Raw genomic sequence first — 25552 nt, forward strand, 5'->3', positions numbered from 1 at the left:
CCTTATTTTTGCTGTTTTTCCCAATCATCAATGACCTTTTTCAGCTCATCAATATCATGTTGCGAGAGTTGCTCTGATTTAGCAAAGCCACTCACCAGTGGCGCAATACGGCCATTAAAGAAACGTTCAATAAAGCTTTGGCTTTCTTTTAATGTGTATTCTTCACGGGCGATGCAAGGGGTATAGTTATATTGGCGGCCTTGTTTCTCGAAGCTAAGAGCGCCTTTTTTAACTAAACGGCTTAGTAGCGTTTTAATGGTTTTTTCGTGCCATTCTTTATCGTCACTTAAACGCGCAATTACTTCACTAGCTGTGGCTGGGTAGCCAAGCCATACTGCATCTAATACTTCGAATTCAGCTTTAGAAAGTTCAATCATTTTTATGCCTACAGATGTAATCTTTAATTAAAGATTACACGTGTAATCAATTAATGCAAACTTTTTTGTTAGAGAATGTCACTTTTTTTGATACTGACTATCTGTCCTTCGGGCAAATTCAGCGTGGTGAGTGACAGTTTTGCGATATCTGTGCGGTAAAGGTCGATGACTTTGTAGCCACAAAAACGTGCCATTTTTCGTATTTGCCGATTTAAACCTTGTTTTAAGACAATGCAAAACTGCGTTTCGTTGACTTGAGTCACCGTGCAAGGGAGGGTTATTTGCTTATCGACAGGCACACCGCCCGCCATTTTTTTACAAAAGTCGCTATCAAGGGACTTATCAACGGTGACTAAATAGCGTTTGGGTTGGTGGTAATCAGGGTGGATCAGTTGATTACAAAACTCACCGTCATTGGTCAAAATCAACAAACCTCGGGAGTCTTTGTCGAGCCGGCCAATTGGGTAAACGCGAGTGGTTTTAGGCAGGCTATGAATAAGGCTTGTTGGGTCATCAGCATTTAATTTGCAATCTATACCAACAGGCTTGTGATAAGCAAAGTAGGTGAGTGGTGCCTTAGCTAAAATTTTTTCGCCAAGTACAATCACATCATCGTGCTCATCAACATGATCTATATGATTTGCGGCACGGCCATTTACTGTTACCTCACCTTGATCTATCAAGCGCGATGCTTGCTTTCGAGAGCAAACACCCGCATGGGCAATAAATTTAGCAAGTCGTACTTTTTCTGGCATGAGTGATTTTTGTACAATTAATTTGATCACAGTATATCAAAATCACGTATGAATAGTTCCACCACCAAAGAGGAATGCACATGCCTATCAAATTATCAGAGCTTGCAGCTCACCAACCACTGCAAAAGGTTATCCTTCATTCATTAGAAATGGCGCTGTATCAGGTGTCTGTGCTGATCAATAACGTTGAGTATTATGTTACTGATGAGCAAGGTGAGTTTATTCGCGATATTAGCCCGTTGCACATTCAAAAGCGTCTCGATCACCTAAGTTATGGTGATATGGTTTTACGCCACACTAGTGCTTATGATGAGATGTGTGGTCAGCCCGAAAAGCTGGCCAGCAACATGCTTGAAGTACCCTATGGTAAGAACCACTTATACTGATTAACGATATAAGCGTATACTGAGTATATGTATCAATTAAAAAGTGATGACTCAGCTGATTTAAACAACCAGCTTAGAGAACATATTGTGGCTTTCAACGCCGCGCATTTTAATGCCGAGCGTATTCCCGTTGGTTTTAAGTTCGTTAATAAACAAAACACTGTTGTTGCTGGTATTCATGGTCAGGTATTTGGCAATTGGCTGCTTATTAGTTGGCTTTGGTGTGATGATAAGACGCGTGGTAAGGGACTTGCGACACGCTTACTCGCTGAATTAGAGAGTAAAGCTAAAGCACTTGGTGCAAACACCGCACAACTTGATACGCTCGATTTCCAAGCTAAACCCTTTTACGAAAACAACGGCTACCTAGTTAAATATGAAATGCGTAACTACCCACTCGACGGCTGCCGTTATTTTATGGAAAAAAGCCTTTAAATATCAGCTTTTACTCACTTCGCTTTAAGCACGTCTTGCTCGGTAAAAGTAACACCTAAGAAAGGGGTCGCTTCTGGGGCAAGCATAAAGGTGCGGATGTTCATGTGGTCTTGCCCTTCAGGATTGTGTAATACGTCATCACGATAAAACGCGCCAAAGCAATCTAGGGTGTTTTGTTTACTCAATTGATTTAGCTTAGCAAAGGCAAAAATTTTACACGAGCCATTATTTTCATTTGCCGCGCTTAGCAGGCCATGATTGTTAAAACCACTTGGGGTAAAGTCATAATTGTTGTCTATGACCGCCATGGTATCGGTAAACTCAATTTGCTGCGGTGTGCTTGCTAATTTCGAAAGAAATTCGTTAAGAGTCATTGCTTGTCCTTAAAAATTGTTCTTTATCAACTCTAACTCATTCACTTGCTGATTGATATTAAACTCAAAATTCTCTAAAAAGTTCATACCTAGTAAACCATACCCGGCATGATTTTCTATTACCAGCACTTCAAAATTACGAATACGTTGTTGACCGACTTGAAACGACTCGAGCTGATAACGCTCTGCTTCAACAATTCCATTAGCTGTGTTTACTTGTAAGGTGCCAAGGTAATTGGCTGGGGTGTTAAGCGAGTTTAATAATGTTTGGTTAATTACAGTAAAGCTAGCGCCGGTGTCGATCATCAGCTCGGTTTCGATATCATCGTTGATAATACTGTTCACCAAATAGTGCGAACCTCGAGCAGTTAATTTTATAATTTCAACACCTGCGAGGGCTTGTTGAATCAACTGATGTAATTGCTCAGCCTGTTGTTTATAGTCATGATCTTCGGGTAGTTGATCTAGGGTTATTTGGCTCGCGACATAATCTTCTAAATGGTAGTTAGCTAATGCATTGTTATATAAGTAATGCGCGTTGCCAGGCGCGTAATCAAGCCATTGTTGACTAATATTAAGTAGGGCTTGCCATTGTTGCGTTGCAATAAGTTCATCAATATAGGATTTGCTTAGCTCGTCTATTTGTTTGTTAAGTTGTTGCTTATCATTGCTGTCTAACTGGTTGCTAAGCGCCAGTAAATTGATAATACCTTGTTGGGTATCACCTTGTGCTATTAAACGCTTTGCCTCAAGTTCAAGCATGGTGACATCGTAAGGGTGACTATTTAAAAAGGCCGTTAAAAATTGCTCACTTAAGGTGAATTTTTGATGGGAAAGCCATGTCTCAAGTTGTTGTTGCCAAATTTGTTTAAGTTGCCTTGCATAGTGAGGTTCATTAACAAGCAATTGGGTGTACTCGGCCACCGCTTTGTCGAATAATTGGTTGCTAAATAGCGCAACAGCTTGTTGAAAGTGGGCTGGTAAAACCGCGCTTTTCTTGACTATAGGAGTGGTTGCTACAGTCTCAATTTGTTTTGGCTTCGCGGGGTTAAACAGTTGCCAAATAAAGTATCCGTTTAAGCTAAGAGAGCATAGCAATATTAATTTAAGAAAAGCATTCATCCGTTTTGCCCAATCATTTAATCTTTGTTATTTACTTACTCAGCATAAAACACATTTTTTAAAGTCGTTACTTTTTAACTAAATGATTGAGCGCCATGATATTGCTTATTTCAATATCTGCTAACCCTTGATAACGATATTGCGTTGCTTGGTTATTAAGCCAAACGCTTTGGCAGCCGGCATTATTGGCGCCTTGCACATCAGTATCTAGGCTATCGCCAATGTGCAAAATTTCCTTGTGAGGCACCTTTAAGTGTTTGGCTGCGCTATCAAATAAGGCGCTATGCGGCTTCGCTTTTCCGTGTGGGCCTGCTTGTAAAACTAACTCAAATACACCATTAAGGTTAAACTTTTCTACTTCGACATTACCATTGGTGATGGCGATGAGGCGGTAGTGTTTACTGAGATTAGTAAGTAATTCAAGTACTTCATCAGTAACGGTTATTTGACTGCGGGCATCAGCGAATGCCTGATAAGCATTTTCGGCATGCAACTGAGCTTGCTCTGCTGAAAAACCCAGATCGGTCATGGCATAGTGTAATGCTGCTTGTCGCCAGCGCGTAACGTCATCAATTAAAGTCGCATCATGTTTTAAAGCTTTATCGCGGCATGTTAACCAGTAGCTCATGCTATCGGCTGGCCATTGGTCTAATGCCTCGAGGTAATCAGCTTGTGCTTGCAAGGCTGATTTTATGATCGGATGGTTGTTGTAAAGTGTGTCGTCTAAATCAAAACTTAAAACAGAAACTGGCGATAGGGCACGGTTAAATCGGATCATAATGACAAGGGTTTACTCTGATGTTGAGCGCTTTTTAGCGCGTGGGTGGGTGTTATCGTACACTTTAGCTAAATGCTGAAAATCTAAATGCGTATAAACTTGAGTTGCAGACAAACTACTGTGTCCTAACAGTTCTTGTACGGCACGCAGATCCCCTGATGATTCTAAAATATGTGATGCAAATGAGTGGCGCAATTTATGCGGATGCACTTGTGAGCTGATCCCTTGCTTAATGCCCCACTCTTGCATCCGTAAGCGAACTTGGCGTACGGAAATTCGCTTTTTTTGGCTGCTAACAAACACGGCTATTTCATCAGGATGTGCAAATTGAGGGCGAATTTTCAGCCATGCTTTTAATGCACTGAGCGCTTTGCTGCCTACAGGTAATAAGCGTTCTTTGTTACCTTTACCGCGGACTAAAATTTCGCCTTCAGTCGGGTTTATATCTTGTATGTTAGCGCCAACTAACTCGCTAATGCGCAGACCCGAAGAGTACATTAATTCCATCATAGCTTTGTCACGAATAGCTAAAGGCTCATCATCTGGCAGTTCTAGTAGCTTAGCCATTTGATCTACGTCTAAATTTTTGGGTAAAGGCTTGGAAAATTTTGGCCCTTTAATGGCCTCTGCTGGATTGTGATAATGTGCCTGATTGGCGATATTTTTGGCTTTTAAGAATTTATATAAACTGCGAATACAGCTCAGTTTTAAACTGATTGTGCGACCACTCAATTGTTTGCTGCGCATTTGCATGCTGTAACGGCGAATATGCTCACCTTGAACAGCAAACCAGTCTTCACATAGTTTACTAAAGTACAAAGCTGCGAAGCCTAGCTGGCTCGTGTATTGGTTTACTGTGTGCGCTGAGTATTGTTTTTCGTAGCGTAAGTAGTCTGCAAATAGTTGGATAGGTGTTCGCCAAGCATCACTTAATTCATCAATGTCTGGCGTCGTCACATCGCTCATGCAAGTTCCAATAAGCGCAGTTGTAATGAGCGAACAAACTCAAGGACAAAAAAGCTGTCTTTTGCCGGTTCGAAGTGATTTACGTCATCACTACCAAACGCCAAAATAGCCACAGGGTGTTTTGTGTTACCAATTAAATATAAGGCAGTCGATTGAGTCGTGTCTGAAAACAGTAAGTCTCTTTCTTGTTGGCTTACTCGACCCAAGTAAATGCCGTCGTTTTGCAGGCGATGAGCAATTAATTCATCAAACTTTTTATCGTACTTAACTAAGTGGCATTCGTTAATGGATGGATTAGTGCAGATAATATTGCGCAAATTGCTAGCCAGTGTCGTAAAGTCGTAGTTAGTCCATAACTGACGATGACAGTCGCTAAATAAGCGGTAAATTAACTCGTTTTCTTTTGCTTGTTCAACGAGCTGCTCAATCTTATTTTTTAATAACGTATTGTGTTCACGTAATTGGCGCTGTTGAATATGTACCAAAGACGTTGCTCCAGCCGTTTGCTGTTGTAGTTCAACTTCAGCGAGCACATCAGGGTTTTTAATAAAAAAATCAGGGTGTGCTTTTAAATATTCAGCAATTTGTTGTTCTGTTAGTTTGCTCATAGTGCCACTTGTCCATCAAAAACATGCTCAGCAGGGCCTGTCATTCGTACAGGGTGGCCTTCGCCTTGCCAACGTACTTGTAAACTGCCGCCGGGTAAGTCAACTTGTACGGTATTAGCAAGTTTACTTTGAATTTGTCCAACCACGACCGCAGCACAAGCACCTGTACCACAGGCTAAGGTTTCACTAACGCCACGTTCCCACACTCTTAGTTTAATGTGATCTTGCGAAATTACCTGCATAAAACCAACATTTGCACGTTGTGGAAAACGCTCATGATTTTCAAGGAGTGGGCCTAAGGTGGTGACTTCTGCGGTATGAATGTCATCAACTTCTAACACGCAATGTGGGTTACCCATCGACACTGCGCCACTAAATACTGTGTGTTCTTCAGTGCGAAGAATATAGGTCAGCTCACGCTTGCTGGCTTTTAATGGAATTTTGTTCGGTTCAAAATTAGGGTGGCCCATATTTACCGTTACTTGGCCATCTTTCTCTATATAAAGCGTGAGGTTACCAGATTTTGTTGAAACCGAAATTTTATGCTTATTGGTCAGGCCCTTCATACGTACAAAGCGGGCGAAACAGCGCGCGCCGTTGCCGCATTGTTCAACTTCGTTACCATCGGCATTGAAAATTCGATAATGAAAATCGAGATCAGGCGAGTAAGGGGCTTCAACCATAAGCAGTTGATCGAAGCCAATGCCGAAATGGCGATCTGCCAGCTTCTTTATTTGATCACGTGATAAAAAAACATTTTGAGTAATGTTATCAATAACGACAAAGTCATTACCTAGGCCGTGCATTTTTGAAAAATTAACTAACATAACGCTCTAATTCGGGTTTGCTCTGAGCTAATCATGCCACAGAGCAGGGCGGTTATAAAAACGTTTATGGTAAAATTTTCTCACCTTGCCAAAGGCTTTCTAAGGTTTCGCGTTGGCGAATTAAATGGCTTTGCTGACCATCCACCATAATCTCTGCAACACGCGGGCGTGAGTTGTAATTTGAGCTCATGGTAAAACCATACGCGCCAGCGCTGCGCTGCGCTAATAGGTCACCGGCTTGAAGTGCAAGCTCACGGTCTTTGCCTAAAAAGTCGCCGGTTTCACAAACTGGGCCGACAATATCGTAGTTGTGAGTAGGTGTATCATCTGCGCGAGGTTCAACTGGCACAATACTTTGCCAAGCTTGATACAGCGATGGACGCAACATATCGTTCATGCCAGCATCAACAATAGCAAAGAACTTATCTTGGTTTTGTTTAATAAACTCAACTTTAGTAACTAAAATACCTGCGTTGGCTGCAATCGCACGACCAGGTTCAAAAATAAGTTCTAAATCTTGGTAGTCTGCTAATCGAGCGGTAATTTTATCAACATACTCGCTTGGATGAGGAGGCGTTTCGCCATTATAAGGCACGCCAAGACCACCACCGATATCTAGGTGAGTTAGCTTGATGCCAACCGCTTTTAACTCTTCGATAAGAGTCAGTACTTTTTCAAGGGCTGCTAAGAAAGGTTTTATTTCCGTTAGCTGCGAACCGATGTGGCAATCTACACCGGTAATTTTTAAACCGGGTAATGATGCTGCATGTTGATACACAGTCACCGCAGTTTGAATATCAATACCAAATTTATTCTCTTTTAAACCAGTTGAGATATAGGGGTGCGTTTTTGCATCTATATCTGGGTTTACGCGAATCGAAATCGGTGCCACCAAGTTAAGATCTGTTGCCACTTTTGAAATTCGTTCAAGCTCAGCCACTGACTCAACGTTAAAACACTTGATCCCCAATTCAAGTGCATAAGTAATTTCGTCAGCGGTTTTTGCAACGCCAGAAAACACAACCTTACTTGCGTCTCCGCCTGCTTGGATAACGCGTGCAAGCTCACCTTTTGAAACGATGTCAAAACCTGAGCCAAGTCGCGCTAAAATATTCAGCACGGCAATATTTGAGTTGGCTTTTACGGCATAGCACACCAAGCTATTATGTGACTTAGCAGCGTCTGCAAATGCTAAATAATGACGTTCAAAGGTTTTGCGAGAATAGATATAACAAGGCGTACCATATTGTTCGGCAAGCTCTTTGACAGCGATGTCTTCAGCGAACAGCTGATTATTATTGTAGTTAAAAAAGTCCATCTATTGGTCCTGTTTTTGCTCTGGTTGTTCGGATGGATCAGCTTGTGGCTGAGACTTTGCAGGCGGCTTAGTATCATCTGGCAGATAAAGAGCACCACTTTGTCCGCAACCTGCTAGGGTTACTAGAAGGGCGCTTAGAGGTAAAATGGTTTTTAATTTTTGGCTATGAGTCTCTTTCATTAGATTAATACGGTTGCTGGCTTTATAATCGCAGAGTAACAGAATATTTAAAAAATGCAGCTATTCGCGGATGAATTTATTCCTGTTACACTTGATGTACACAATCTGCCCCCAGATCTAGGCTTAAAGCCAGTTAAAGGACACTAAAATGACTGATCATGAATACCACACACTAGCCGATGCATTAATGCTAACTATTGAAGAGCAAATCGATGAATGTGATGCCGATTTAGACTATGAATCAGCGTCAGGTATTTTAGAAATCATCTTTCCTGATCGCAGTAAAATAGTGATCAACAAGCAAGCACCATTACACCAAGTTTGGGTAGCGACTAAATTTAACGGTCACCATTTTGAACTACGCGACGATAAGTGGATTGATAACCGCTCAGGTGCAGAGTTTTGGCAATTTATGTGTGATGCGGCAACTCGCCAAGCAGGTCAAACAATTGAATGGCGTTCTGAACTATGAGTTTAGAGTTTGTTGAATATCCAGCGCAAGGTGATCACAAAGCAACGGTTATCTGGCTACATGGTTTAGGTGATTCAGGTGATGGTTTTGCGCCCGTTGCACCGCAACTTGCTCTACCAAAAGAGCTTGGTGTGCGTTTTGTGTTTCCACATGCGCCAGTGCAACCGGTCACCTTAAATGGTGGTATGGCAATGCGCTCTTGGTACGATATTAAATCGATGGATTTAGATAAGCGTGCTGATGAGCAAGGAGTGCGTGAATCTGCTGCAAAAGTGGCTGCAATTATTGACCAAGAAATTGCAAAAGGTATCGCTCCTAACAAAATTATTCTTGCCGGTTTTTCGCAAGGGGGTGTGGTATCGCTGCACTTAGCGCCACGTCTAGATTTTAAATTAGCGGGTGTAATGGCACTTTCAACCTACATGTGTGTGCCTGCAAAATTTGCCAATGAAGCCAAGCAGCAGGGGTTAAACATTTTTATGGCACATGGTCGATTTGACGATGTGGTACCGCATAGCGCAGGCAGACAAGCATTTGACGTGCTTAGCGCAAATAACATGGAAGTAAGCTGGCAAGACTATCCGATGGCGCACCAAGTTTGTGGTGAAGAACTAATGGCTATTCGAGAGTGGTTAATTGCTCGCTTGAGTTAATTTTTGGTTTTAGAGGCCAACATGACAAAGAAACTTGTAATTACAGCAAATATGAATACCGTTGAACCAGTTAATTCAGCGCCGACGGCAGTGACTTATCAATGGCATTGGCGACGCATCTTTATGGTTAGCAGTGTTATCTTAGTTGCGCTGGCTATATTAGTGTATAGCTTTATTGGCGCTGTAAATGCTGAGCAATCTCCGCAAGATGAGCCGCAATCAGAGTTTGCAAATGCTGAGCTACAAGCGCCTTTGAATGACGCTGAGCAAGAAGAGCCAAAAGAAATCGTCGCACCGCCAATGAATGAGCAAACACCGCTGGCTGATAACACAGAAACAGCTAAAGCAGAGGTCGTGAGCTCAAACATTGTAGAACCTGACGTTACGACAGTAGAGGCTGAGATCGACAGTGAAGAGGTTATTGATGAGCAACAACCTGAAACATTAGCCGTTATTCCTGATGAAGAAGCATCACAAACTGAACAGCAAGTTGAAATTGCAGCAGCACCTGATGCTCAGCAGCAGTTTTCACGGTCAGCACATATTGCCAGTGTCGCAATTGGCGCAAAAATAGACACAGATAAAGTAAGCCGCGCAGTATTAACTACCGATGTTGTTGATCGAGAACCAGTAAACGTTTTAAAAAACGATGTAAAATTAGCGCAAATTAGCAGTAGCCTGAGCTTTTTTAGCGAGCTTAGAAATATGCAGGGAGAAACTGTTCGTCACCAATGGTATTACCAAGACCAACAGCTTGCTTCGATTGAATTGGCCGTAAGCAGTCCACGTTTTCGTACTTATTCAACGAAAAACATCATGCCAGAGCAACTGGGTGATTGGCGTGTTGAAGTTATTGACGCAGATGGCAACTTACTGGCCCAAAAAGAATTTAGAATTTTAGCTGAGTAATATTTAGTATCAGCCTGATAATTAATTGGATTTTTCATGACACAGACAACAAAACTAGTTCGTATCGCGACCCGTAAAAGTGCACTTGCTTTATGGCAGGCTGAATTTGTAAAAGCTCAACTAGAGCACTTCCATGACGACGTAACGGTAGAGTTGGTTCCTATGTCGACACAAGGCGATATTATCCTTGATACACCACTGGCCAAGATTGGTGGTAAAGGCTTATTCGTAAAAGAGCTTGAGCAAGCCATGCTTGATGGTCGCGCAGATATTGCGGTGCATTCAATGAAAGATGTGCCTGTTGAGTTTCCTGAAGGTTTAGCATTACACACAATTTGTGAACGTGAAGACCCACGCGATGCGTTTGTATCAAATAACTACAAGAGTTTAGATGAGTTACCTCAAGGCGCTATTGTTGGTACATCAAGCTTACGCCGCCAATGCCAAATTCGCGAAGCGCGCCCTGATTTAGACATTCGTGACTTACGCGGTAATGTTAATACGCGTTTAGCAAAACTAGATGATGGACAATATGATGCAATCATCCTAGCTGCAGCGGGTCTAATTCGTTTAGAAATGCCAGAGCGTATTACAGCTTTTATCGAGCCAGAGGTATCATTACCTGCAAATGGTCAAGGTGCTGTGGGTATTGAGTGCCGTATTGATGATGAAGTAACAAAAGCACTGTTAGCGCCACTTGAACATAATGAAACACGCATTCGTGTTAATGCCGAGCGTGCTATGAATCGCCGTTTAGAAGGTGGTTGCCAAGTACCTATTGGTGCATTTGCATTGGTCGATGGTGAGCAAGTGCATTTACGTGGTTTAGTGGGCGCTATTGATGGTAGCAAAATGCTACGTGATGAAGTGACAGGCCCAGTGGCTGACGCAGAGCAGTTAGGTATTACACTTGCTGAAAAGCTACTTGAGCAAGGTGCTGATAAAATTTTAGCTGAAGTATATAGAGACGCTTAATATGCATATTTTGATAACTCGTCCAGAAGGAAAAGGCACTGAGCTTGCTCTTGAGCTTCAGCAGGCGGGTTATCAAACAACCCTGTGCCCAGTCCTTAGCTTAGATTACCTCACAGTAAATAGTAGTGAGCTCGCGCCGCTAGAAAATGCCGATAAAATCATTTTTATCTCGCAAGATGCCGTGCATGCCTTGTTAAAACTCACACCAACAATCAACAAAGCAGCGCAACTTTATGCGGTCGGTCAGCAAACTGCTGATGCGGTTTATGAAGCCTTTGGGCGACGAGCCGCAGTGCCCAAACAGCATGATTCAGAAGGTCTGCTTGAATTAAAAACACTACAAGATGTTGAACTAAGTAACATTGTTTTAGTGAAAGGTGAAGGTGGGCGCACGACCATAGCAAAAACGTTAAAACAACGTGGTGCTTTATTAAATCAATTGGTTGTTTACAAGCGAAGCGCAATTGAGAGCGAACCGGGCAAGTGGATGGACCACTGGCAAACAATTGATGTAGAAGGTATAGTCATTACCAGTAATGCAGCGGTGGATGCCATTTTTAATGGCCTAAAAGAGCCTCAGCTTGCATGGTTGAAAGAGCGACAGTTTTTCGTTGCCAGTGAGCGTATCGCTGACTATTTAAAGCAACAAAATATCGTAAGAACACAGATACATATTGCTGCAGGGGCGAGCGACAACGCTATGTTCACCTGCATTAATCAGCAAGGTAGCAAAATGAGTGAAGCAGAATCAAAACAACCCGCAAAGCCAGTGACTGCACAGCCAGAGAAAAAAGCGCAAACGGCAAATACTGGGGCAAAAGCGCCTGTACAAGCTAAAAGAGGCATCAGCAAAACAGGTAGCTTAGCGTTACTTATTTCACTTTTAGTGGCTTGTGCAGTTGGCTATGAGTTTTATCTAAAATTAAATAGCGATCAGCAATCGGCTGTGGCATTGACTGAACTGACAGATGAAAACCTTCGCTTACAGCAGCAAATTGATGCATTAAAAAGTGCCCAACAAACAATGCAGCACTCGCTTTATAACAGTGAACAAAAGGTCACTGATGCACTAAACGAAAGTGCTGAGCAAACACAGCAGCAATTACAAGCGGCTTTAAAGCGCGCCGAGCAGCAAACTTTCACGCTTAATCCGCAAGAAGTCACAAGCTTGCAGCGTATGGCCGAATTTAAATTGTGGGCAGAGCACGATTACCAAGGGGCTGCTGCTGTGCTATCTCGCTTAGATAGCTTGCTTGCAGAACACCCGGGTACAGGCGCTATTCGCCAAGCAATTCACCAAGATTTACAAACCTTGAATGCCATAGAACCTGTGGCTGTTGAGGCAATTTATTTAAAACTGCATGGCATTAATCAAAAAGTTGATGAACTGGTATTTAATGCTATTTCACTCCCTGAAGAGGTCGTTAAAGAAGACCCAAATCAATTAAGTGAAAATGTCAGTGAGTGGCGTCAAAACCTTGCGAAGTCGTGGCAGCAGTTTAAAGACTTCTTTGTTAAAGTGCGCACACGTGAAGATATGGTTATCGCACCATTTTTAAGTGAGCAAGAGCGTCACCTAGTAAAACAGCGCCTGAGTTTATATTTAGCTCAAGCGCAAGATGCGGTATTAAGTAAACAAAGTAGTGTGTATTTTAGTGCTGTTGATGCTGCTCATAGCTTGGTAAAAGATTACTTTAAACAAGATGATGCGCAAACAAAAGCGGCCTTAAAGAGCCTTACTGAGCTTTCGAAAGAGCAGCTCGATTTTAGTCCAAAAGTGTCACTACAAAGTACTGAGCAGGTGAAGGAGTGGGCACAATGATCCGCTTTTTATTAATCATTATTGCAATAGCAGTCTGCTTAGGGATTGCCCCTTTTTTTATAGATCAAAAGGGTTATGTACTAATTGCCTTTAATAAAACAACCATTGAAGGGACTATTTGGGGCATCACAGCACTTTTAATATTAGCATTCGCTGCACTGTTTTTACTTTATAAGCTTTGCCGTTACGTAATATCTTTATATAGCCATACACGCCATGGCTTTTTTGCGCGCAGTGAAGAGCGTAAACAAGCGGCTATTGAGCAAGGTGTATGGAGCTTAATTAATAACGATTATGCACAGCTTGAGCTTGCACTTGATAACAATAGTGTTGCAGATAAGTGGAGCGATATACGTTATGCGCTTCTTGCTAAAGCGGCATTAGCTAATAATGAGAGCGAAAAAGCGGTTAGTTATCTTGATAAAATAAGCCAGGATAAGCAGTTAAAAGTGGCTAATTTATGGATTGCTAGCGGTGAAACCAGCACCATTTTTGCTGACCTTAAAGCGTTAGCTGAGCGCAAAAAAGCCACGAGTTTAGAGCTTAAAATGTATGCCCATGTATTGGTAAAAGAGCAAAAGTGGGCGTCATTGAATGACTTTATGCCGCGTTTATTGCGCAAGAAAACACTTTCAGAGCAAGAGTGGCAACAACTTTTTGATAGTTACTTTGCAGCTCAATCAAACGGAGATTTAACTGAGCGTTATGAGCAATTAGCCAAAAACCTGAAACCACATGCTGAGGTAAGCTATTTAACGGCGATGGCGAAGGCAGGTGAGTTAAACAAAATTGAGCTAAGCTTAATTAAAATGATAAAAAAACCGCTGCAACATAAAGACTTAGCACGTATTTTACGTACTAGTAGCGCTGGCGATGCACTCAAGTTGCAATCAAGTTTGCAGGATGTATTAAAAAAAGATACCGAAAATACAGATTTACTATTAGCCCTTGCATGTTTAGCAAATGCGCATGGTGAATATGACTTAGCTGCGCGGGTGTTTGATAAAGCGCTTAATGCTGATAACCGCCATGCCTATTTGCAGCAAGCGGTTCTTAGTTATAGTAAGAGTGCCCAACCAGAAAAAGCATTGGTACTCTATCAATAATTTTACTTCAGCCGGCAAAGGAGCAATGGCTTGAAAAACTTATTTACACTGACAATAAGTATTGCACTTGCTTACTTTCTTACAGGGTATTTAAGTAATTCTTTGCTGGCGATTGATGGTTATGCGGTTGCAGCGTGGCCGCCTGCAGGTATTGCGCTTGCCAGTATCTTACTGCTTCGAAATCGTGCTCTGCTAGGAGTTTTGCTAGGGGCGTTCTTTGTAAACCTTATTCACCTTGATAAAGTTACTGATATTTTTCACTGGCAAATGATGTTGCAAGCTATTGGTGTGACAAGTGCATCAACATTTCAGGCTTGGCTTGCCTATTACATTATAATTCATGTAGTTAAACGCCCGATTGAGTTATCGTCATTAAAGCAAAGTATGATTGGTTTAATGATAGGCGGCCCTTTGTGTAGCTTGATTGCAGCATCAATTGGCACCGGCTTATTGGTCATTAATAATGTTATTCCGAGTTATGCGGCGCTTAATAATTTTATCGCATGGTGGATTGGCGACAGCATTGGGGTGCTGATTTTCACACCATTAATTTTAGCGGCATTTAGTTACCACCACACTCGTCAACGGCTGCAAATCATTGTGCCGTCGTTATTAATTTATGTGGTTATTTGTGTCAGCTTTTATGGTGCAGCCAGTGTAAAAAAAGACAAAGACTTACAGCGCCAGCAAGCAAAAGTCAGTGCAATTCATACTAATCTTGAACACCAAGTTGATGAAATTAAATCGCATTTATCTTTATTAGCTACTTTTTTTGCTAGTAGTGACATGGTTGATTTTGATGAATTTAAGCGTTTTACAACAAGGCAACTACAATATAGCAAAGAAATCCTTGCCCTTGAGTGGGCACCTAAAGTTATTCACTCACAACTAAATAACTATCAAAGTCTACTGCGTGATGAACTGGGTGCTGATTACTACGTGAAAGAAAAAAATGCTGCAGGACAGTGGCAGCCGGTAAGTAAGCGAGCAGTCTATTTTCCGGTGCAATATATTCATCCATTAGTAGGGAACGAACCAGCGCAAGGCTTTGATTTGGCTTCAAGCGAGTTACGTAAACAAGCGTTAACTGACTCTCGGTTAATTAAAAATGTCACCGTCAGTGAGCCTATTACTTTGATGCAAGGTGATGGTAACGAAAAGGGCGTTTTATTCTTCAACCCTGTTTATTCAGACATTAATCATCAGGTCGGCTTTCGGGGTTATGTTGTTGCTGTGGTTAATTTAGAGTTGCTGGCACAAACACTAAATTTTAATCAAAATACTGAGATTGAAACCAGTTTTTTTGATGTTACCGATGGTACTAACCCTGTCGAGATTTACAGCCCAAACCGTGTTGGTACAACCGCTATTGCGAGCTTTAATTTTATTATTGGCGAGCGCGTTTGGCAGGTGAAATTATGGGAGTCAGTAGCGCAGTCGTCATGGCTGCCTTATTGGTTAGCGCAAATAGTCGGTATGCTGTTTGTTTGGTTATTGATCACATTTTTGATTTCAGTAACCGGTACTAATATTCAAATTCGTCAGCAAGTAGCGAAACAAACTCAAAGCCTTCGCGAAGAAAAACTAAAAGCCGATAAAGCCAGCCAAATTAAAAGTGAGTTCTTGGCGAATATGAGCCATGAAATACGCACACCTATTAATGGTATAAAAGGTTTGCATTATTTAGCAATGCAAGAGCCTGACTGGCAACAAGCCCGTGGTTATATTGATCAAGCCGATGGTGCATTGAATGTACTATTACGGGTAATCAATGATGTTTTAGATTTTTCTAAAATAGAAGCGGGGCGATTGGAGCTACATCAAGAACCCATCGATGTGAATACGTTGGTTAATGAACTGACTAACTTATTGCAGTTTGAACTTAATTCCCGTGCTTTAAAGTTTAAGGTTGAGTTTGATGCATCTGCGCACTTATTGATCCACACCGACCCAATTCGTTTAAAACAAGTATTATTAAACCTGTTAAACAATGCGGTGAAGTTCACTCAAGAAGGCACGATTACATTACGTATTTGGCAGCAGGGTGAATTTACTTACTTTAGTGTTATTGATACTGGCATCGGCATCAGTAAAGAGGCGCAACAGCGCCTGTTTAAACCATTCTCACAAGCCGATAGCTCAACCTCTCGTCGCTTTGGTGGCACAGGTTTAGGCTTGAGTATTTGCCAAAAACTCATTGTTATGATGGGAGGCGAGATAAGCCTCAGTAGCTCTGAGGGGCAAGGTTCAACGTTTACAATTTCGCTGCCATTTGAGTCCCCTCTTGAAGAGGTGATTCATAGCGACGATGAGTTAGCTGATATCGATGTGACAGCTGTTTCATTTGCTGGCGATACAATTCTATTGGTTGAAGATAACCCATTGAATCAACATGTGGCGAGTTCGATTTTAAAAACTAAAGGTTGCCAACCTGATATCGCTAAAGATGGCCACGAGGCTATTAAGATGATCAGTGAAAAAAGCTATGACCTTGTACTCATGGATATTCAAATGCCGAATATGGATGGCTTACAAGCGACTAAGGTTATTCGCAACGAGTTACTGATCACCGATTTACCGATTATTGGCTTATCGGCAAATGCCCACGATGATGATCTTAAGAAAGGTTTAGCCAGTGGTATGAATGGTTATTTAACTAAACCAATTGATGCTGATAAACTTTTTAAAACCTTGTGGCATTTTTTGCATAATGCTAGCGGCCATTAAAGCAGACATTTGACCTCAAAAAAGTAAATAAAATCATCTAAACTTGAAATATCGCCGTGGGTACGTATGATCCGCGCAAATTTACTGAACCTGAGTGCTAATTATGATCAATAACAAACTCCCTTTGCTTGATATTCACCGTCATCTAGATGGTAATGTTCGCCCACAAACGATCTTAGACCTTGGTCGTCAGTTTAATCTTGAATTACCTGCTGACAACATTGAAGCGCTTATTCCGCACGTACAGGTTATCGACCCTGAACCAAATTTAGTGGCATTTTTACAAAAGCTTGATTGGGGTGTAAAAGTACTGGGTGATTACGATGCTTGTCGTCGTATTGCTATCGAAAACGTTGAAGATGCGATTGCCCAAAACCTCGATTACGTTGAGCTTCGTTTTAGTCCATATTATATGGCGCAAAGCCAAGGCTTACACCCGCAAGGAGTTGTCGAAGCGGTGGTTGATGGTGTAAAAAGTGCGTGCCAAAACGCGCCAATTAAAGCTAACTTAATCGGCATCATGTCGCGTACATATGGCACCAAAATCTGTCAGCAAGAGCTTGATGCGCTACTTGCTTTTAAAAATGATTTAGTGGCGGTTGATCTAGCTGGCGATGAAATTGGTTTCCCGGGTGAGCTATTTGTTGATCACTTTAAACAAGTTCATGATGCATACTTAGCTGCCACGATTCACGCTGGTGAAGCACGCGGTAGCGAAAGCATTTGGCAAGCAATTAACGAGCTTGGTGCAACGCGTATTGGTCATGGTGTAAAAGCAATTGAAGATGCTGGACTAATGGATTACTTACGTGATAAGCGCGTTGGTATTGAGTCTTGCTTAACCAGTAACATTCAAACCAGTACTGTTGCTGAGCTTGCAAAACACCCGCTAAAAACCTTCTTAGACCATGGTATTTTGGCATCGATTAATACTGATGATCCGGCCGTTGAAGGTATTGAAATAGCGTATGAGTATCAAGTAGCAGCACCTGCGGCAGGGTTAAGCCAAGCCGATATGGAAAAAGCGCAAGCTAATGCGCTTGAAATTGCTTATTTAAGCGATGCAGATAAAGCGGCTTTAAAACAGTTAGCTGCTAATCGTTAAGCAGCTAACTTATACTTGGTGCTCTTGGCATGAAACGTAGTTTTCATATAATGCCTTGAGCACGTCACCTCGGCTGATCATGCCAACAACCTTACCACCCTCGATAACTGGGTAATTCTTTGGCTTACCCGTTTTCATGGCATCAGCCAACTCAATGATATTTTGATCGCTACTCACGGTAACAACATCGGTGCGCATGAGTTGTTTTACCTTTACCACGCCATCGCAGAAATAACTGTTTTGCATGAGCGGTTGCAGCAGCTCTTGTTCTGAAATAAAGCCAACTAAACTTTTGTTGTCATCGAATACAGGTGCGCCTAGTAATTTAAACTTTTGCAGCTCGCTAATCGCGGTGGTCATTTCAGTTTCAGGCGTAATGTGTGGCAACTTACGTTGCATAAAGTCTTGTACTTTTGTATTTAGCATTTGGGTCTCTCCCCATCGTTATTCTAAACAGAGTATGGTCAAGGAAATGCAGTTTGTGAAATCGTTTAGACGGATTAAGGCGATAGGTAAAACAAATAAAAAAGGCATCCAATTGGATGCCTTAAAAATAATCTGTATGAGTTAGTTATTTAATGAATGCAAATGCATCGGCGTACATGTTCTCACGTACCGCACCATGGTTAATAAAATCATCGCGAACCACGCCAATCATGTCGAAGCGGCCTGCCATGTAAATATCGTATGGTTCTAAAGACACGATATCTGCCATAACGGCCTTGTGGACGTAACCGGTTTTGCCAGTCCAGCTTTGCGGCGCATTTTCAACCACTGGAATGTATTGGAAATGTGGGTTGCTGTTTGCCCATGCTTGCATTTCATCATGAGCATAAAGCGCAGCTTGCTCACGAACACCCCAGTAAAATAATACAGGGCGCTCACAGCCAATTTCAGCAAGGTGATCAGCCATTGATTTGGCATAAGAAAAACCAGTACCGCCAGCAAGTAGAATAATTGGGCGCTCACCCTCAACTCGCAGCTGTGATACACCTAAACCCACTTCAACATTAACTTGCTGTTGCTCTGTATGTGCTTGACGTAAATGATCAAGCGCTTGCATTGCATATGAATCAGCACCTGCGGCACCAATATGTAGTTCAATCTGTTCAGTTTGCGACGGGCGGCTTGCAATAGAAAAGGCACGCTTATCTTTTTCGCCTAATACAAGTTGCATATATTGGCCTGCCTCGAATGACACAGGTTGCTGTGGTTTCAAAATGACCTTATGTACATGGTCTGTAAGCGGGCTGATCGCAACAACGTCAGCGAGTAATGTTTGCATAGTTTACCTTTATAAGCACAGAAGCAAATTCGGTTATGAATCGCACTCATAACCGTTAAATTTTGAGCAGTTTAACATAGTCACAGCCTAGAGAATATCTAAGCTGTCCCATAATTCATCAACACGTTCTTTGATTTTTGGATCCATAACAATGGGCTCACCCCATTCACGATCTGTTTCGCCTGGCCATTTATTGGTTGCATCCATGCCCATTTTTGAGCCAAGGCCCGAAACTGGCGATGCAAAATCTAAATAATCAATTGGCGTGTTTTCGATCATCGTCGTATCGCGAGCAGGGTCCATACGCGTTGTAATGGCCCAGATCACGTCGTTCCAATCACGTGCGTTTACATCATCATCGCAAACAATCACGAACTTGGTATACATGAATTGACGTAAGAAAGACCACACCCCCATCATCACGCGCTTGGCATGACCTGGGTATTGTTTTTTCATCGTGACCACAGCCATACGATAAGAACAGCCTTCAGGTGGTAGATAAAAATCTACAATTTCAGGGAATTGCTTTTGCAGAATTGGTACGAACACTTCGTTCAATGCAACCCCGAGTACTGCTGGCTCATCTGGTGGACGGCCAGTGTAAGTGCTGTGATAAATTGGGTTTTCACGATGTGTAATGTGAGTGACCGTCATCACCGGAAACTCGTCTACTTCGTTGTAGTAACCTGTGTGGTCGCCATAAGGGCCTTCTGGTGCTGTTTCACCTGGCATAATATAACCTTCAAGCACGAACTCTGCGGTAGCAGGCACTTGTAGGTCATTTGAAACCGATTTAACAACTTCAGTTTTACTACCGCGTAGTAAACCAGCAAATGCATATTCGCTTAGGGTGTCTGGTACTGGTGTTACAGCGCCTAAGATTGTCGCAGGGTCGGCACCTAATGCGACAGATACAGGGTAAGGTTCGCCTGGGTGCTCTTTACACCATTCACGAAAATCTAATGCGCCACCGCGGTGCGATAGCCAACGCATAATAATTTTGTTTTTACCCAATAGCTGCTGACGGTAAATGCCTAAGTTTTGGCGCTTTTTATAAGGTCCTTTGGTAACCGTTAGACCCCATGTGATCAAGGGAGCAGCATCACCCGGCCAGCAATGTTGGATAGGCAGCTTAGTTAAGTCAACATTATCGCCTTCAAGTATAACTTGCTGACAAGGCGCTTTTTTTACTTCTTTAGCTGGCATATTCAGTACTTGTTTGAATACTGGGATTTGCCCTAGTGCCTCTTTAATGCCTTTTGGTGGCTCAGGCTCTTTTAGAAAAGCTAATAACTTACCAACTTCGCGCAGTTCACTGACATCATCTTGGCCCATACCCATCGCTACACGTTTGGGCGTACCAAAAAGGTTAGCAAGAACGGGAATGGTGTGACCTTTAGGGTTTTCGAATAACAGAGCAGGGCCTTCTGCACGTAACGTACGGTCGGCAATTTCGGTCATTTCAAGGTAAGGATCAATTTCTTGTTTGATCCGCTTTAACTCACCTTTTTGTTCTAATAACTCGATAAATTCGCGAAGATCTTTGTATTTCATTATAGCCGCTTAAACGCTGAATAAACTGTCGCTATTATACTCAAAACCACTGATTAAGCTAATTTAGCCACGAAAGCTTTTGCTATTACTGGGTTAAGCTACATTGGTACTTTTTACCTCTTAAAATCAGCATGGCTTCATCGCCTTTAGACCAAAACAGCACATTATCGGCACTGTATTTAACCCCAGAGCCGCTTACTTGGCGATTGAGTAAATATTCACTCTCCTTAAATGTCAGTCTGGCTTCCTCATCATTGTACTCAACGATACTGGCGCTGAGGGTCTCATCGCACAGATAGTTGCTCGGTGCACTTTGCTCAGCACATGCGCACAAGGTAACTAAAGCGAGCCCCGAGAGAAGTGGTTTAATCATAGAAACACCTCTATTTTTGAATGAGCTATAAGCCTAACAAAGAAAAATTAACCGTTGGTGAAAATGGCAGGATAAGTTATGTTGATAGTGTATTTAATGGGCAAGGAACCACCATGGCAGGCACAAATTTACTAACCTTACTTGATGATATTACAACACTTTTAGACGACATTGCGACGATGAGTAAAGTCGCAACAAAAAAAACAGCAGGGGTGTTAGGTGATGACCTCGCGCTTAATGCTCAGCAAGTTACAGGGGTAACTGCCGATAGAGAGTTGCCAGTGGTTTGGGCTGTGGCAAAAGGCTCGTTTATCAACAAAGCCATCTTAGTGCCCGCAGCGTTATTGATTAGTGTTTGGTTGCCTTGGTTAATCACTCCGCTGTTAATGGTTGGCGGGCTGTTTTTGTGTTTTGAAGGTGCAGAGAAAATTATCGAAAAGCTGTTTGGTCACGCTCAACAAGAAGATGAAGGTGTGGTTGAACAACAAGACTTACAAGAATACGAAAAGCAAAAAATCAAAGGAGCAATCCGTACTGATTTTATCCTCTCTGCAGAAATTATAGTGATAACGCTAGGTACGGTTGCTGGCGCAACGCTGGTTAATCAAGCTTTAGTGCTCAGTGTAATCGCAATTATTATGACCATTGGCGTGTATGGGTTAGTTGCTGGGATTGTTAAACTTGATGATGCTGGTTTGTATTTACTGCAAAAAGCGCAGCAAAGTGGCGGTAAGTTTAAAGAGCTTGTAGGTAAGTTTTTACTTGCTGCAGCGCCTAAGTTAATGCGCTTTTTAGCCTTTGCAGGAACGGTTGCTATGTTCTTAGTTGGCGGTGGCATATTGGTACATGGGATCCCTGTTTTGCATCACGCCAAGCAAGGTAGCACCGAGTTTGTAACGGATTTAGTTGGCAAAACTGGGGAGTTGGCTACGCCGATTATATTTGATGGTTTATTGGGTGTTTTGGCTGGGGGGATCGTCGTTTTAATGATGGAGCTTTGGCGTAGAATTCTTCGCAAGTAAATATTGAAAGAGTCTTTTTTGTTAAAGGTTTGTAGCAAATATAGGGGCTTTGCTTTATTATTGCTCAGTTAAAAATAACAATTAAATCGTTAAATGGAGTTAATCATGTCTCGATACCTCACTTTTGTGCTGGGGCTAGCGTTATTTACGCTGTCATTTACCAGCTTCGCTAAATCTGCAAAATTATCAGTAGAAGATTTCAGTAAAGGTAATGACTTTAGTCGTGTAACTATCTCTCCTGATGGCAACTACGTCGCAGCTATAAAAAAACACGAAGGTAAAAATTCACTCATCATTGTTGATACAACCAAGTTTGCCGTAACCCATGCGGTTGCTTTTCCGGGTAATGCACAGGTTGGCGAATACCATTGGGTTAACAATGAGCGTGTTATTCTTGAAAAAGAGTATTTAAAGGGCTGGCAAGATACGCCTATTTATTATGGTGAGCTATTTGCTGTGAATGTTGATGGTAGCCGTGGCGCATATGTAATTGGTTATCATGGTGAACAGCAAACTGGTACTCGGTTAAAGAAGCAAACACCAGTTCGAGGAACGTCATATCTTTTAGATCCCTTACTTCATGATGATAAAAAAGTTTTGGTTGTCACTTACCCATGGACAGCAACCAATGAGCCAACAACCGTTGTTTATGAAGTCGATGTTTACCGCGGTCTTCGCACTTTAATTACGCGCTCACCTGCACCTATGGGGCGTTTTTTAACAGATCATGATGGTAATGTTCGTATCGCCGTATCAAGTGACGATTATCTAAACGCGACAATTCATGTTCGAGAGCCTGAAGGCGGTTTTTGGAAAGAGCTTGATACAAAAGGTATTAATTACACCGATATTACATTAAAGGCATTTGATAAATCAGGTGAGTCTGTATATGCCACTGCATCAAAGGATGGGGAAGCAGAAAGTCTAATTAAGATTAACCTAAAAACGAAAGAAGTGACGAAAATCTTCCAGGATAAGCATGTTTCACCGTCACATATTTGGGTTGATGAAATCTCTAAGGAACTATTTGCTATAGAAACCGAGGCTGACTACCCAAGTTATGCGTTTGTTGATAGCGATTCACCTAAATCACAGCGCCTTAAAGATTTATTAGGTGCACTACCCGGCAGTCAAGTACAGTTAGTCAGTAGTACAGAAGATGATACAAGGAATATTATTTTCGCATCGAGTGATATAAACCCTGGGCAATATTATTTATATGACGCGAATACCAATAAGTTACGTTTATTATTTTCTACTAGAAGCTGGATAAGTCAAGATGATATGGCACAAACTACGCCGCTACGCTTCAAAAGCCGTGATGGTTTAACAATTTTAGCTTATTTAACTATACCAAACGGTAAAGCTGAGAAAAACTTACCCTTGGTTGTTATGCCGCATGGTGGTCCAATTGCACGTGATTACTGGGGCTATGATCCAGAAGTGCAAATGTTAGCCAATAAAGGTATGGCAGTACTTAAGGTTAACTTTCGTGGCTCGGAAGGGTTTGGTGTGAACTTCCAAGAAGCCGGTTATCGTCAGTGGGGACAAAACGTTCAGCACGACATTATTGATGGTGTGAAATTATTGATTAATGACGGCACAGTTGATAAGGATAATATTTGCATTATGGGAGCCAGCTTCGGTGGTTACTCTGCACTACAAAGCGCGATTATCGAGCCAGATATGTTCAAGTGTGCAATAGGCCTGATGGGGGTTTACGACTTGCCTCTTATGTATGAAGAAGGTGACACGCAAGCAAGTAGTTATGGTGTTAATTATCTAAAAACAGTGATTGGTACTGATGAAGCCGAGTTAAAAGCATTCTCGCCAGCTTATAATGTCGATAAGCTAAAAGCACCTGTTCTTATTGTGCATGGTGGTGAAGACGAACGTGCGCCAATTGAGCAAGCAGAATCATTAGAAGCCGCTTTGAAAAAAGCTAAGCACCCATATGAAATCACTATTCTAGATGATGAAGGTCACGGTTTTTATAAAGAAGAGCACCGCACTCTTTACTATAAAAAAGTATTGGCTTTTTTAGATGATCATTTAAAGCTTTAATGAAAAGTGCCGGCGAGCAAGCTCGCCGGCAAGGATTTAGCACGGGAACGTAAGCGTGCTAGTGTGCAAGGTCTTCCTTTAAGTTGTACAAACTCAAAAGATGATTCGTTCATTAAGCAATGAAGCCTAGTTGCAATTTAAAACAGAGCAGGAGAGTGACTCTGTTATTGCTAATAAGCATTTATAAAACCAACAAAGTAATATAAATACTGTGCCATACAAAAATGTTATAACATAACAAAAATAAAGTAAATAGCGAGAGTCATATTATTAGGCTGGTTTCTTCTGCGTGATATTTATGGGTAACAGATTATTGAGTATTCAACTTACTACAATCGTAACTCAAGCATAGCTCTGCGAGCTCAACCTTTGCTTTAGGATTCCCTTGTAAGGTGGCTTTGTTGAGCCAGTAAGCTGCTTTTTCGTTATTCACTTCTGTCCCTTGGCCATCGCGATACATCTGACCCAAGTTTAATTGTCCCCATGAATAACCATCTTCCGCAGACAGGGTAAAACTTTTCAACGCTTCCTCGTATAAGCCATCTTTGAAGTAAGTGATCCCCTCCTGATTATGTTTATCGAGCTTAACGCCCGTATATAAAGGCTTAGGTCTAGGCGGGTGCATAACAAAACCACCAAATAAACTATAAAGCTCAGGTCGCATAATCTTATATATGCTGCCTTCATCATAAAGCTGCTGTATTTGTGATTTACTGAAAGTCAGGGTTTTACTAGAAAAGTAATCATCTTGAACTAGCATGCTGGTTCGCATCGCAATCTCGATGTCTTTATTGTACTTGTAAGTGTAGTTAGCAACTCTAAAAGTCATGTTCTTGTCATCCAATTCAACGAGCTGAGCTACTTTTAGGTTGTTAATACGTTTTGGTTTGCCAGTAAACTTATCTGAATAGACAAAATAGGTATCAAACAACTTTGGCTCGTTTAGGTAAGTTTGCTCGTTCTCAGTTTGTTCATTCGCCCCGATTAATGCTTTTGCTAATAGGTAAGCGATGATGAATAGGCCAATAAAGTACTTTATAAACGACGCTAACTCTAAGGCGGGCAATGAATACCAAGGTGCAGGAGTAACATAGCCACAGTCATCACATTGTCTTTGATAATTAATAGAAAGTGGCATGATGGGCAAAATAGTAAAGCGCAAAACTTTACTGTGATTGCTTAAAGAATAATGTTCACTATGGCAATGTGGACACGTTTTTTGTTTTTTATAAAAAACATCAGCGGGTGCGGTATTAAATAGAAGCATCGTTTCTTCCTGAATATTGCTATCAATAAACTAGAACAAATGCAGAGAGTTAGAAAGCACCAAACTGTAAGCAAATATGAATTAAATATGCT

27 protein-coding genes are annotated in these 25552 nt (G+C 41.8%); 12 read left to right on the forward strand and 15 right to left on the reverse strand.

The window, feature by feature from the left end:
• Positions 1 to 2: 2 nt before the first annotated feature.
• Positions 3 to 377: a BlaI/MecI/CopY family transcriptional regulator gene (locus NO991_RS18585; RefSeq protein WP_054554650.1), complete on the reverse strand. Its 375-nt coding sequence runs from the start codon at positions 375 to 377 to the stop codon at positions 3 to 5.
• Positions 378 to 445: 68 nt separating this feature from the next.
• A complete protein-coding gene (locus tag NO991_RS18590) occupies positions 446 to 1132 on the reverse strand; it encodes a pseudouridine synthase (protein WP_209328448.1) in 687 nt (228 codons plus the stop codon).
• 80 nt (positions 1133 to 1212) lie between these two features.
• Between NO991_RS18590 and NO991_RS18595 the strand changes: the two genes are divergently transcribed.
• Together NO991_RS18595 and NO991_RS18600 are read left to right on the forward strand one after the other, a co-directional pair.
• Complete coding sequence (locus tag NO991_RS18595; protein ID WP_054554651.1) at positions 1213 to 1518, forward strand: DUF6482 family protein; 306 nt, start codon at positions 1213 to 1215, stop codon at positions 1516 to 1518.
• 27 nt (positions 1519 to 1545) lie between these two features.
• Positions 1546 to 1953: a GNAT family N-acetyltransferase gene (locus NO991_RS18600; RefSeq protein WP_300359314.1), complete on the forward strand. Its 408-nt coding sequence runs from the start codon at positions 1546 to 1548 to the stop codon at positions 1951 to 1953.
• Between the two features lie 14 nt (positions 1954 to 1967).
• On the opposite strand, the gene NO991_RS18605 is transcribed toward NO991_RS18600, so the two are convergent.
• The 8 genes from NO991_RS18605 to NO991_RS18640 all read right to left on the reverse strand — a co-directional run bounded on the left by NO991_RS18605 (position 1968) and on the right by NO991_RS18640 (position 8126).
• Positions 1968 to 2327 carry a HopJ type III effector protein gene (locus tag NO991_RS18605; protein WP_138618766.1) on the reverse strand — a complete coding sequence of 120 codons (360 nt, stop codon included), beginning with the start codon at positions 2325 to 2327 and terminating at the stop codon, positions 1968 to 1970.
• A gap of 9 nt (positions 2328 to 2336) precedes the next feature.
• Entirely contained in the window at positions 2337 to 3449 is a 1113-nt protein-coding gene (locus NO991_RS18610) for a TIGR02281 family clan AA aspartic protease (protein WP_235373323.1), read from the reverse strand.
• A 67-nt stretch (positions 3450 to 3516) separates the two neighbouring features.
• Positions 3517 to 4227 carry an HAD-IA family hydrolase gene (locus NO991_RS18615; protein ID WP_054554655.1) on the reverse strand — a complete coding sequence of 237 codons (711 nt, stop codon included), beginning with the start codon at positions 4225 to 4227 and terminating at the stop codon, positions 3517 to 3519.
• Positions 4228 to 4239: 12 nt separating this feature from the next.
• The gene (locus NO991_RS18620) at positions 4240 to 5193 is read right to left on the reverse strand and encodes a tyrosine recombinase XerC (RefSeq protein WP_300360704.1); all 954 of its coding nucleotides are present in this window, start codon (positions 5191 to 5193) and stop codon (positions 4240 to 4242) included.
• Positions 5190 to 5801 (reverse strand): DUF484 family protein, encoded by a 612-nt coding sequence (locus NO991_RS18625; protein ID WP_063700662.1) that lies wholly within the window; start codon positions 5799 to 5801, stop codon positions 5190 to 5192. The genes NO991_RS18620 and NO991_RS18625 overlap by 4 nt, the downstream gene beginning before the upstream one ends.
• On the reverse strand, positions 5798 to 6628 hold the full coding sequence (gene dapF / locus NO991_RS18630; protein ID WP_054554658.1) for a diaminopimelate epimerase: 831 nt from the start codon (positions 6626 to 6628) through the stop codon (positions 5798 to 5800). The genes NO991_RS18625 and dapF overlap by 4 nt, the downstream gene beginning before the upstream one ends.
• Positions 6629 to 6692: 64 nt before the next feature.
• Positions 6693 to 7946 carry a diaminopimelate decarboxylase gene (lysA, locus tag NO991_RS18635; RefSeq protein ID WP_199529883.1) on the reverse strand — a complete coding sequence of 418 codons (1254 nt, stop codon included), beginning with the start codon at positions 7944 to 7946 and terminating at the stop codon, positions 6693 to 6695.
• Positions 7947 to 8126, reverse strand: coding sequence for a lipoprotein (locus NO991_RS18640; RefSeq protein ID WP_138598962.1), 180 nt, complete (start codon positions 8124 to 8126; stop codon positions 7947 to 7949).
• Positions 8127 to 8274: 148 nt separating this feature from the next.
• On the opposite strand from NO991_RS18640, the gene cyaY reads away from it, so the two are divergent.
• The 8 genes from cyaY (at position 8275) to add (ending at position 17895) form a co-directional block, all read left to right on the forward strand.
• The gene (cyaY, locus tag NO991_RS18645; protein ID WP_054554661.1) at positions 8275 to 8598 is read left to right on the forward strand and encodes an iron donor protein CyaY; all 324 of its coding nucleotides are present in this window, start codon (positions 8275 to 8277) and stop codon (positions 8596 to 8598) included.
• Positions 8595 to 9251, forward strand: a complete 657-nt coding sequence (locus NO991_RS18650) for an alpha/beta hydrolase (RefSeq protein ID WP_235373327.1) — start codon at positions 8595 to 8597, stop codon at positions 9249 to 9251. The genes cyaY and NO991_RS18650 overlap by 4 nt, the downstream gene beginning before the upstream one ends.
• Positions 9252 to 9272: 21 nt before the next feature.
• On the forward strand, positions 9273 to 10160 hold the full coding sequence (locus NO991_RS18655; protein ID WP_300420494.1) for a DUF2914 domain-containing protein: 888 nt from the start codon (positions 9273 to 9275) through the stop codon (positions 10158 to 10160).
• A 36-nt stretch (positions 10161 to 10196) separates the two neighbouring features.
• Positions 10197 to 11135: a hydroxymethylbilane synthase gene (hemC, locus tag NO991_RS18660; protein ID WP_371352276.1), complete on the forward strand. Its 939-nt coding sequence runs from the start codon at positions 10197 to 10199 to the stop codon at positions 11133 to 11135.
• Position 11136: 1 nt separating this feature from the next.
• A complete protein-coding gene (locus tag NO991_RS18665; protein ID WP_300545550.1) occupies positions 11137 to 12957 on the forward strand; it encodes a uroporphyrinogen-III synthase in 1821 nt (606 codons plus the stop codon).
• Positions 12954 to 14063 (forward strand): heme biosynthesis HemY N-terminal domain-containing protein, encoded by a 1110-nt coding sequence (locus NO991_RS18670; RefSeq protein ID WP_138618745.1) that lies wholly within the window; start codon positions 12954 to 12956, stop codon positions 14061 to 14063. The genes NO991_RS18665 and NO991_RS18670 overlap by 4 nt, the downstream gene beginning before the upstream one ends.
• A 30-nt stretch (positions 14064 to 14093) precedes the next feature.
• Entirely contained in the window at positions 14094 to 16790 is a 2697-nt protein-coding gene (locus NO991_RS18675) for an ATP-binding protein (RefSeq protein WP_300360692.1), read from the forward strand.
• A gap of 103 nt (positions 16791 to 16893) precedes the next feature.
• On the forward strand, positions 16894 to 17895 hold the full coding sequence (gene add, locus NO991_RS18680; protein WP_138618741.1) for an adenosine deaminase: 1002 nt from the start codon (positions 16894 to 16896) through the stop codon (positions 17893 to 17895).
• Between the two features lie 9 nt (positions 17896 to 17904).
• Here the strand turns inward: add and NO991_RS18685 are convergent, their stop codons facing one another.
• The 4 genes from NO991_RS18685 to NO991_RS18700 all read right to left on the reverse strand — a co-directional run bounded on the left by NO991_RS18685 (position 17905) and on the right by NO991_RS18700 (position 21107).
• Positions 17905 to 18321, reverse strand: a complete 417-nt coding sequence (locus NO991_RS18685; protein WP_054554669.1) for a CBS domain-containing protein — start codon at positions 18319 to 18321, stop codon at positions 17905 to 17907.
• A gap of 145 nt (positions 18322 to 18466) precedes the next feature.
• The gene (gene fre / locus NO991_RS18690; RefSeq protein ID WP_054554670.1) at positions 18467 to 19180 is read right to left on the reverse strand and encodes an NAD(P)H-flavin reductase; all 714 of its coding nucleotides are present in this window, start codon (positions 19178 to 19180) and stop codon (positions 18467 to 18469) included.
• A gap of 87 nt (positions 19181 to 19267) precedes the next feature.
• Positions 19268 to 20734: a 4-hydroxy-3-polyprenylbenzoate decarboxylase gene (gene ubiD / locus NO991_RS18695; protein ID WP_138618737.1), complete on the reverse strand. Its 1467-nt coding sequence runs from the start codon at positions 20732 to 20734 to the stop codon at positions 19268 to 19270.
• Between the two features lie 85 nt (positions 20735 to 20819).
• On the reverse strand, positions 20820 to 21107 hold the full coding sequence (locus tag NO991_RS18700) for an MliC family protein (protein WP_054554672.1): 288 nt from the start codon (positions 21105 to 21107) through the stop codon (positions 20820 to 20822).
• 113 nt (positions 21108 to 21220) lie between these two features.
• Between NO991_RS18700 and NO991_RS18705 the strand changes: the two genes are divergently transcribed.
• Both NO991_RS18705 and NO991_RS18710 read left to right on the forward strand, forming a co-directional pair.
• Entirely contained in the window at positions 21221 to 22129 is a 909-nt protein-coding gene (locus NO991_RS18705; RefSeq protein ID WP_300545449.1) for a DUF808 domain-containing protein, read from the forward strand.
• A 105-nt stretch (positions 22130 to 22234) separates the two neighbouring features.
• The gene (locus NO991_RS18710; RefSeq protein ID WP_166341459.1) at positions 22235 to 24193 is read left to right on the forward strand and encodes a S9 family peptidase; all 1959 of its coding nucleotides are present in this window, start codon (positions 22235 to 22237) and stop codon (positions 24191 to 24193) included.
• Between the two features lie 310 nt (positions 24194 to 24503).
• On the opposite strand, the gene NO991_RS18715 is transcribed toward NO991_RS18710, so the two are convergent.
• Positions 24504 to 25460: a tetratricopeptide repeat protein gene (locus NO991_RS18715; protein ID WP_138598971.1), complete on the reverse strand. Its 957-nt coding sequence runs from the start codon at positions 25458 to 25460 to the stop codon at positions 24504 to 24506.
• Positions 25461 to 25552 lie beyond the last annotated feature (92 nt).

This window comes from Pseudoalteromonas sp. DY56-GL22 (assembly GCF_041414715.1).
Taxonomy (GTDB): domain Bacteria; phylum Pseudomonadota; class Gammaproteobacteria; order Enterobacterales; family Alteromonadaceae; genus Pseudoalteromonas; species Pseudoalteromonas simplex.

Coding starts and splice junctions, on each gene's coding strand:
- NO991_RS18585 (WP_054554650.1), bottom strand. CDS start 377: ATGATTGAACTTTCTAAAGCTGAATTCGAAGTATTAGATGCAGTATGG.
- NO991_RS18590 (WP_209328448.1), bottom strand. CDS start 1,132: ATGCCAGAAAAAGTACGACTTGCTAAATTTATTGCCCATGCGGGTGTT.
- NO991_RS18595 (WP_054554651.1), top strand. CDS start 1,213: ATGCCTATCAAATTATCAGAGCTTGCAGCTCACCAACCACTGCAAAAG.
- NO991_RS18600 (WP_300359314.1), top strand. CDS start 1,546: ATGTATCAATTAAAAAGTGATGACTCAGCTGATTTAAACAACCAGCTT.
- NO991_RS18605 (WP_138618766.1), bottom strand. CDS start 2,327: ATGACTCTTAACGAATTTCTTTCGAAATTAGCAAGCACACCGCAGCAA.
- NO991_RS18610 (WP_235373323.1), bottom strand. CDS start 3,449: ATGAATGCTTTTCTTAAATTAATATTGCTATGCTCTCTTAGCTTAAAC.
- NO991_RS18615 (WP_054554655.1), bottom strand. CDS start 4,227: ATGATCCGATTTAACCGTGCCCTATCGCCAGTTTCTGTTTTAAGTTTT.
- NO991_RS18620 (WP_300360704.1), bottom strand. CDS start 5,193: ATGAGCGATGTGACGACGCCAGACATTGATGAATTAAGTGATGCTTGG.
- NO991_RS18625 (WP_063700662.1), bottom strand. CDS start 5,801: ATGAGCAAACTAACAGAACAACAAATTGCTGAATATTTAAAAGCACAC.
- dapF (WP_054554658.1), bottom strand. CDS start 6,628: ATGTTAGTTAATTTTTCAAAAATGCACGGCCTAGGTAATGACTTTGTC.
- lysA (WP_199529883.1), bottom strand. CDS start 7,946: ATGGACTTTTTTAACTACAATAATAATCAGCTGTTCGCTGAAGACATC.
- NO991_RS18640 (WP_138598962.1), bottom strand. CDS start 8,126: ATGAAAGAGACTCATAGCCAAAAATTAAAAACCATTTTACCTCTAAGC.
- cyaY (WP_054554661.1), top strand. CDS start 8,275: ATGACTGATCATGAATACCACACACTAGCCGATGCATTAATGCTAACT.
- NO991_RS18650 (WP_235373327.1), top strand. CDS start 8,595: ATGAGTTTAGAGTTTGTTGAATATCCAGCGCAAGGTGATCACAAAGCA.
- NO991_RS18655 (WP_300420494.1), top strand. CDS start 9,273: ATGACAAAGAAACTTGTAATTACAGCAAATATGAATACCGTTGAACCA.
- hemC (WP_371352276.1), top strand. CDS start 10,197: ATGACACAGACAACAAAACTAGTTCGTATCGCGACCCGTAAAAGTGCA.
- NO991_RS18665 (WP_300545550.1), top strand. CDS start 11,137: ATGCATATTTTGATAACTCGTCCAGAAGGAAAAGGCACTGAGCTTGCT.
- NO991_RS18670 (WP_138618745.1), top strand. CDS start 12,954: ATGATCCGCTTTTTATTAATCATTATTGCAATAGCAGTCTGCTTAGGG.
- add (WP_138618741.1), top strand. CDS start 16,894: ATGATCAATAACAAACTCCCTTTGCTTGATATTCACCGTCATCTAGAT.
- NO991_RS18685 (WP_054554669.1), bottom strand. CDS start 18,321: ATGCTAAATACAAAAGTACAAGACTTTATGCAACGTAAGTTGCCACAC.
- fre (WP_054554670.1), bottom strand. CDS start 19,180: ATGCAAACATTACTCGCTGACGTTGTTGCGATCAGCCCGCTTACAGAC.
- ubiD (WP_138618737.1), bottom strand. CDS start 20,734: ATGAAATACAAAGATCTTCGCGAATTTATCGAGTTATTAGAACAAAAA.
- NO991_RS18700 (WP_054554672.1), bottom strand. CDS start 21,107: ATGATTAAACCACTTCTCTCGGGGCTCGCTTTAGTTACCTTGTGCGCA.
- NO991_RS18705 (WP_300545449.1), top strand. CDS start 21,221: ATGGCAGGCACAAATTTACTAACCTTACTTGATGATATTACAACACTT.
- NO991_RS18710 (WP_166341459.1), top strand. CDS start 22,235: ATGTCTCGATACCTCACTTTTGTGCTGGGGCTAGCGTTATTTACGCTG.
- NO991_RS18715 (WP_138598971.1), bottom strand. CDS start 25,460: ATGCTTCTATTTAATACCGCACCCGCTGATGTTTTTTATAAAAAACAA.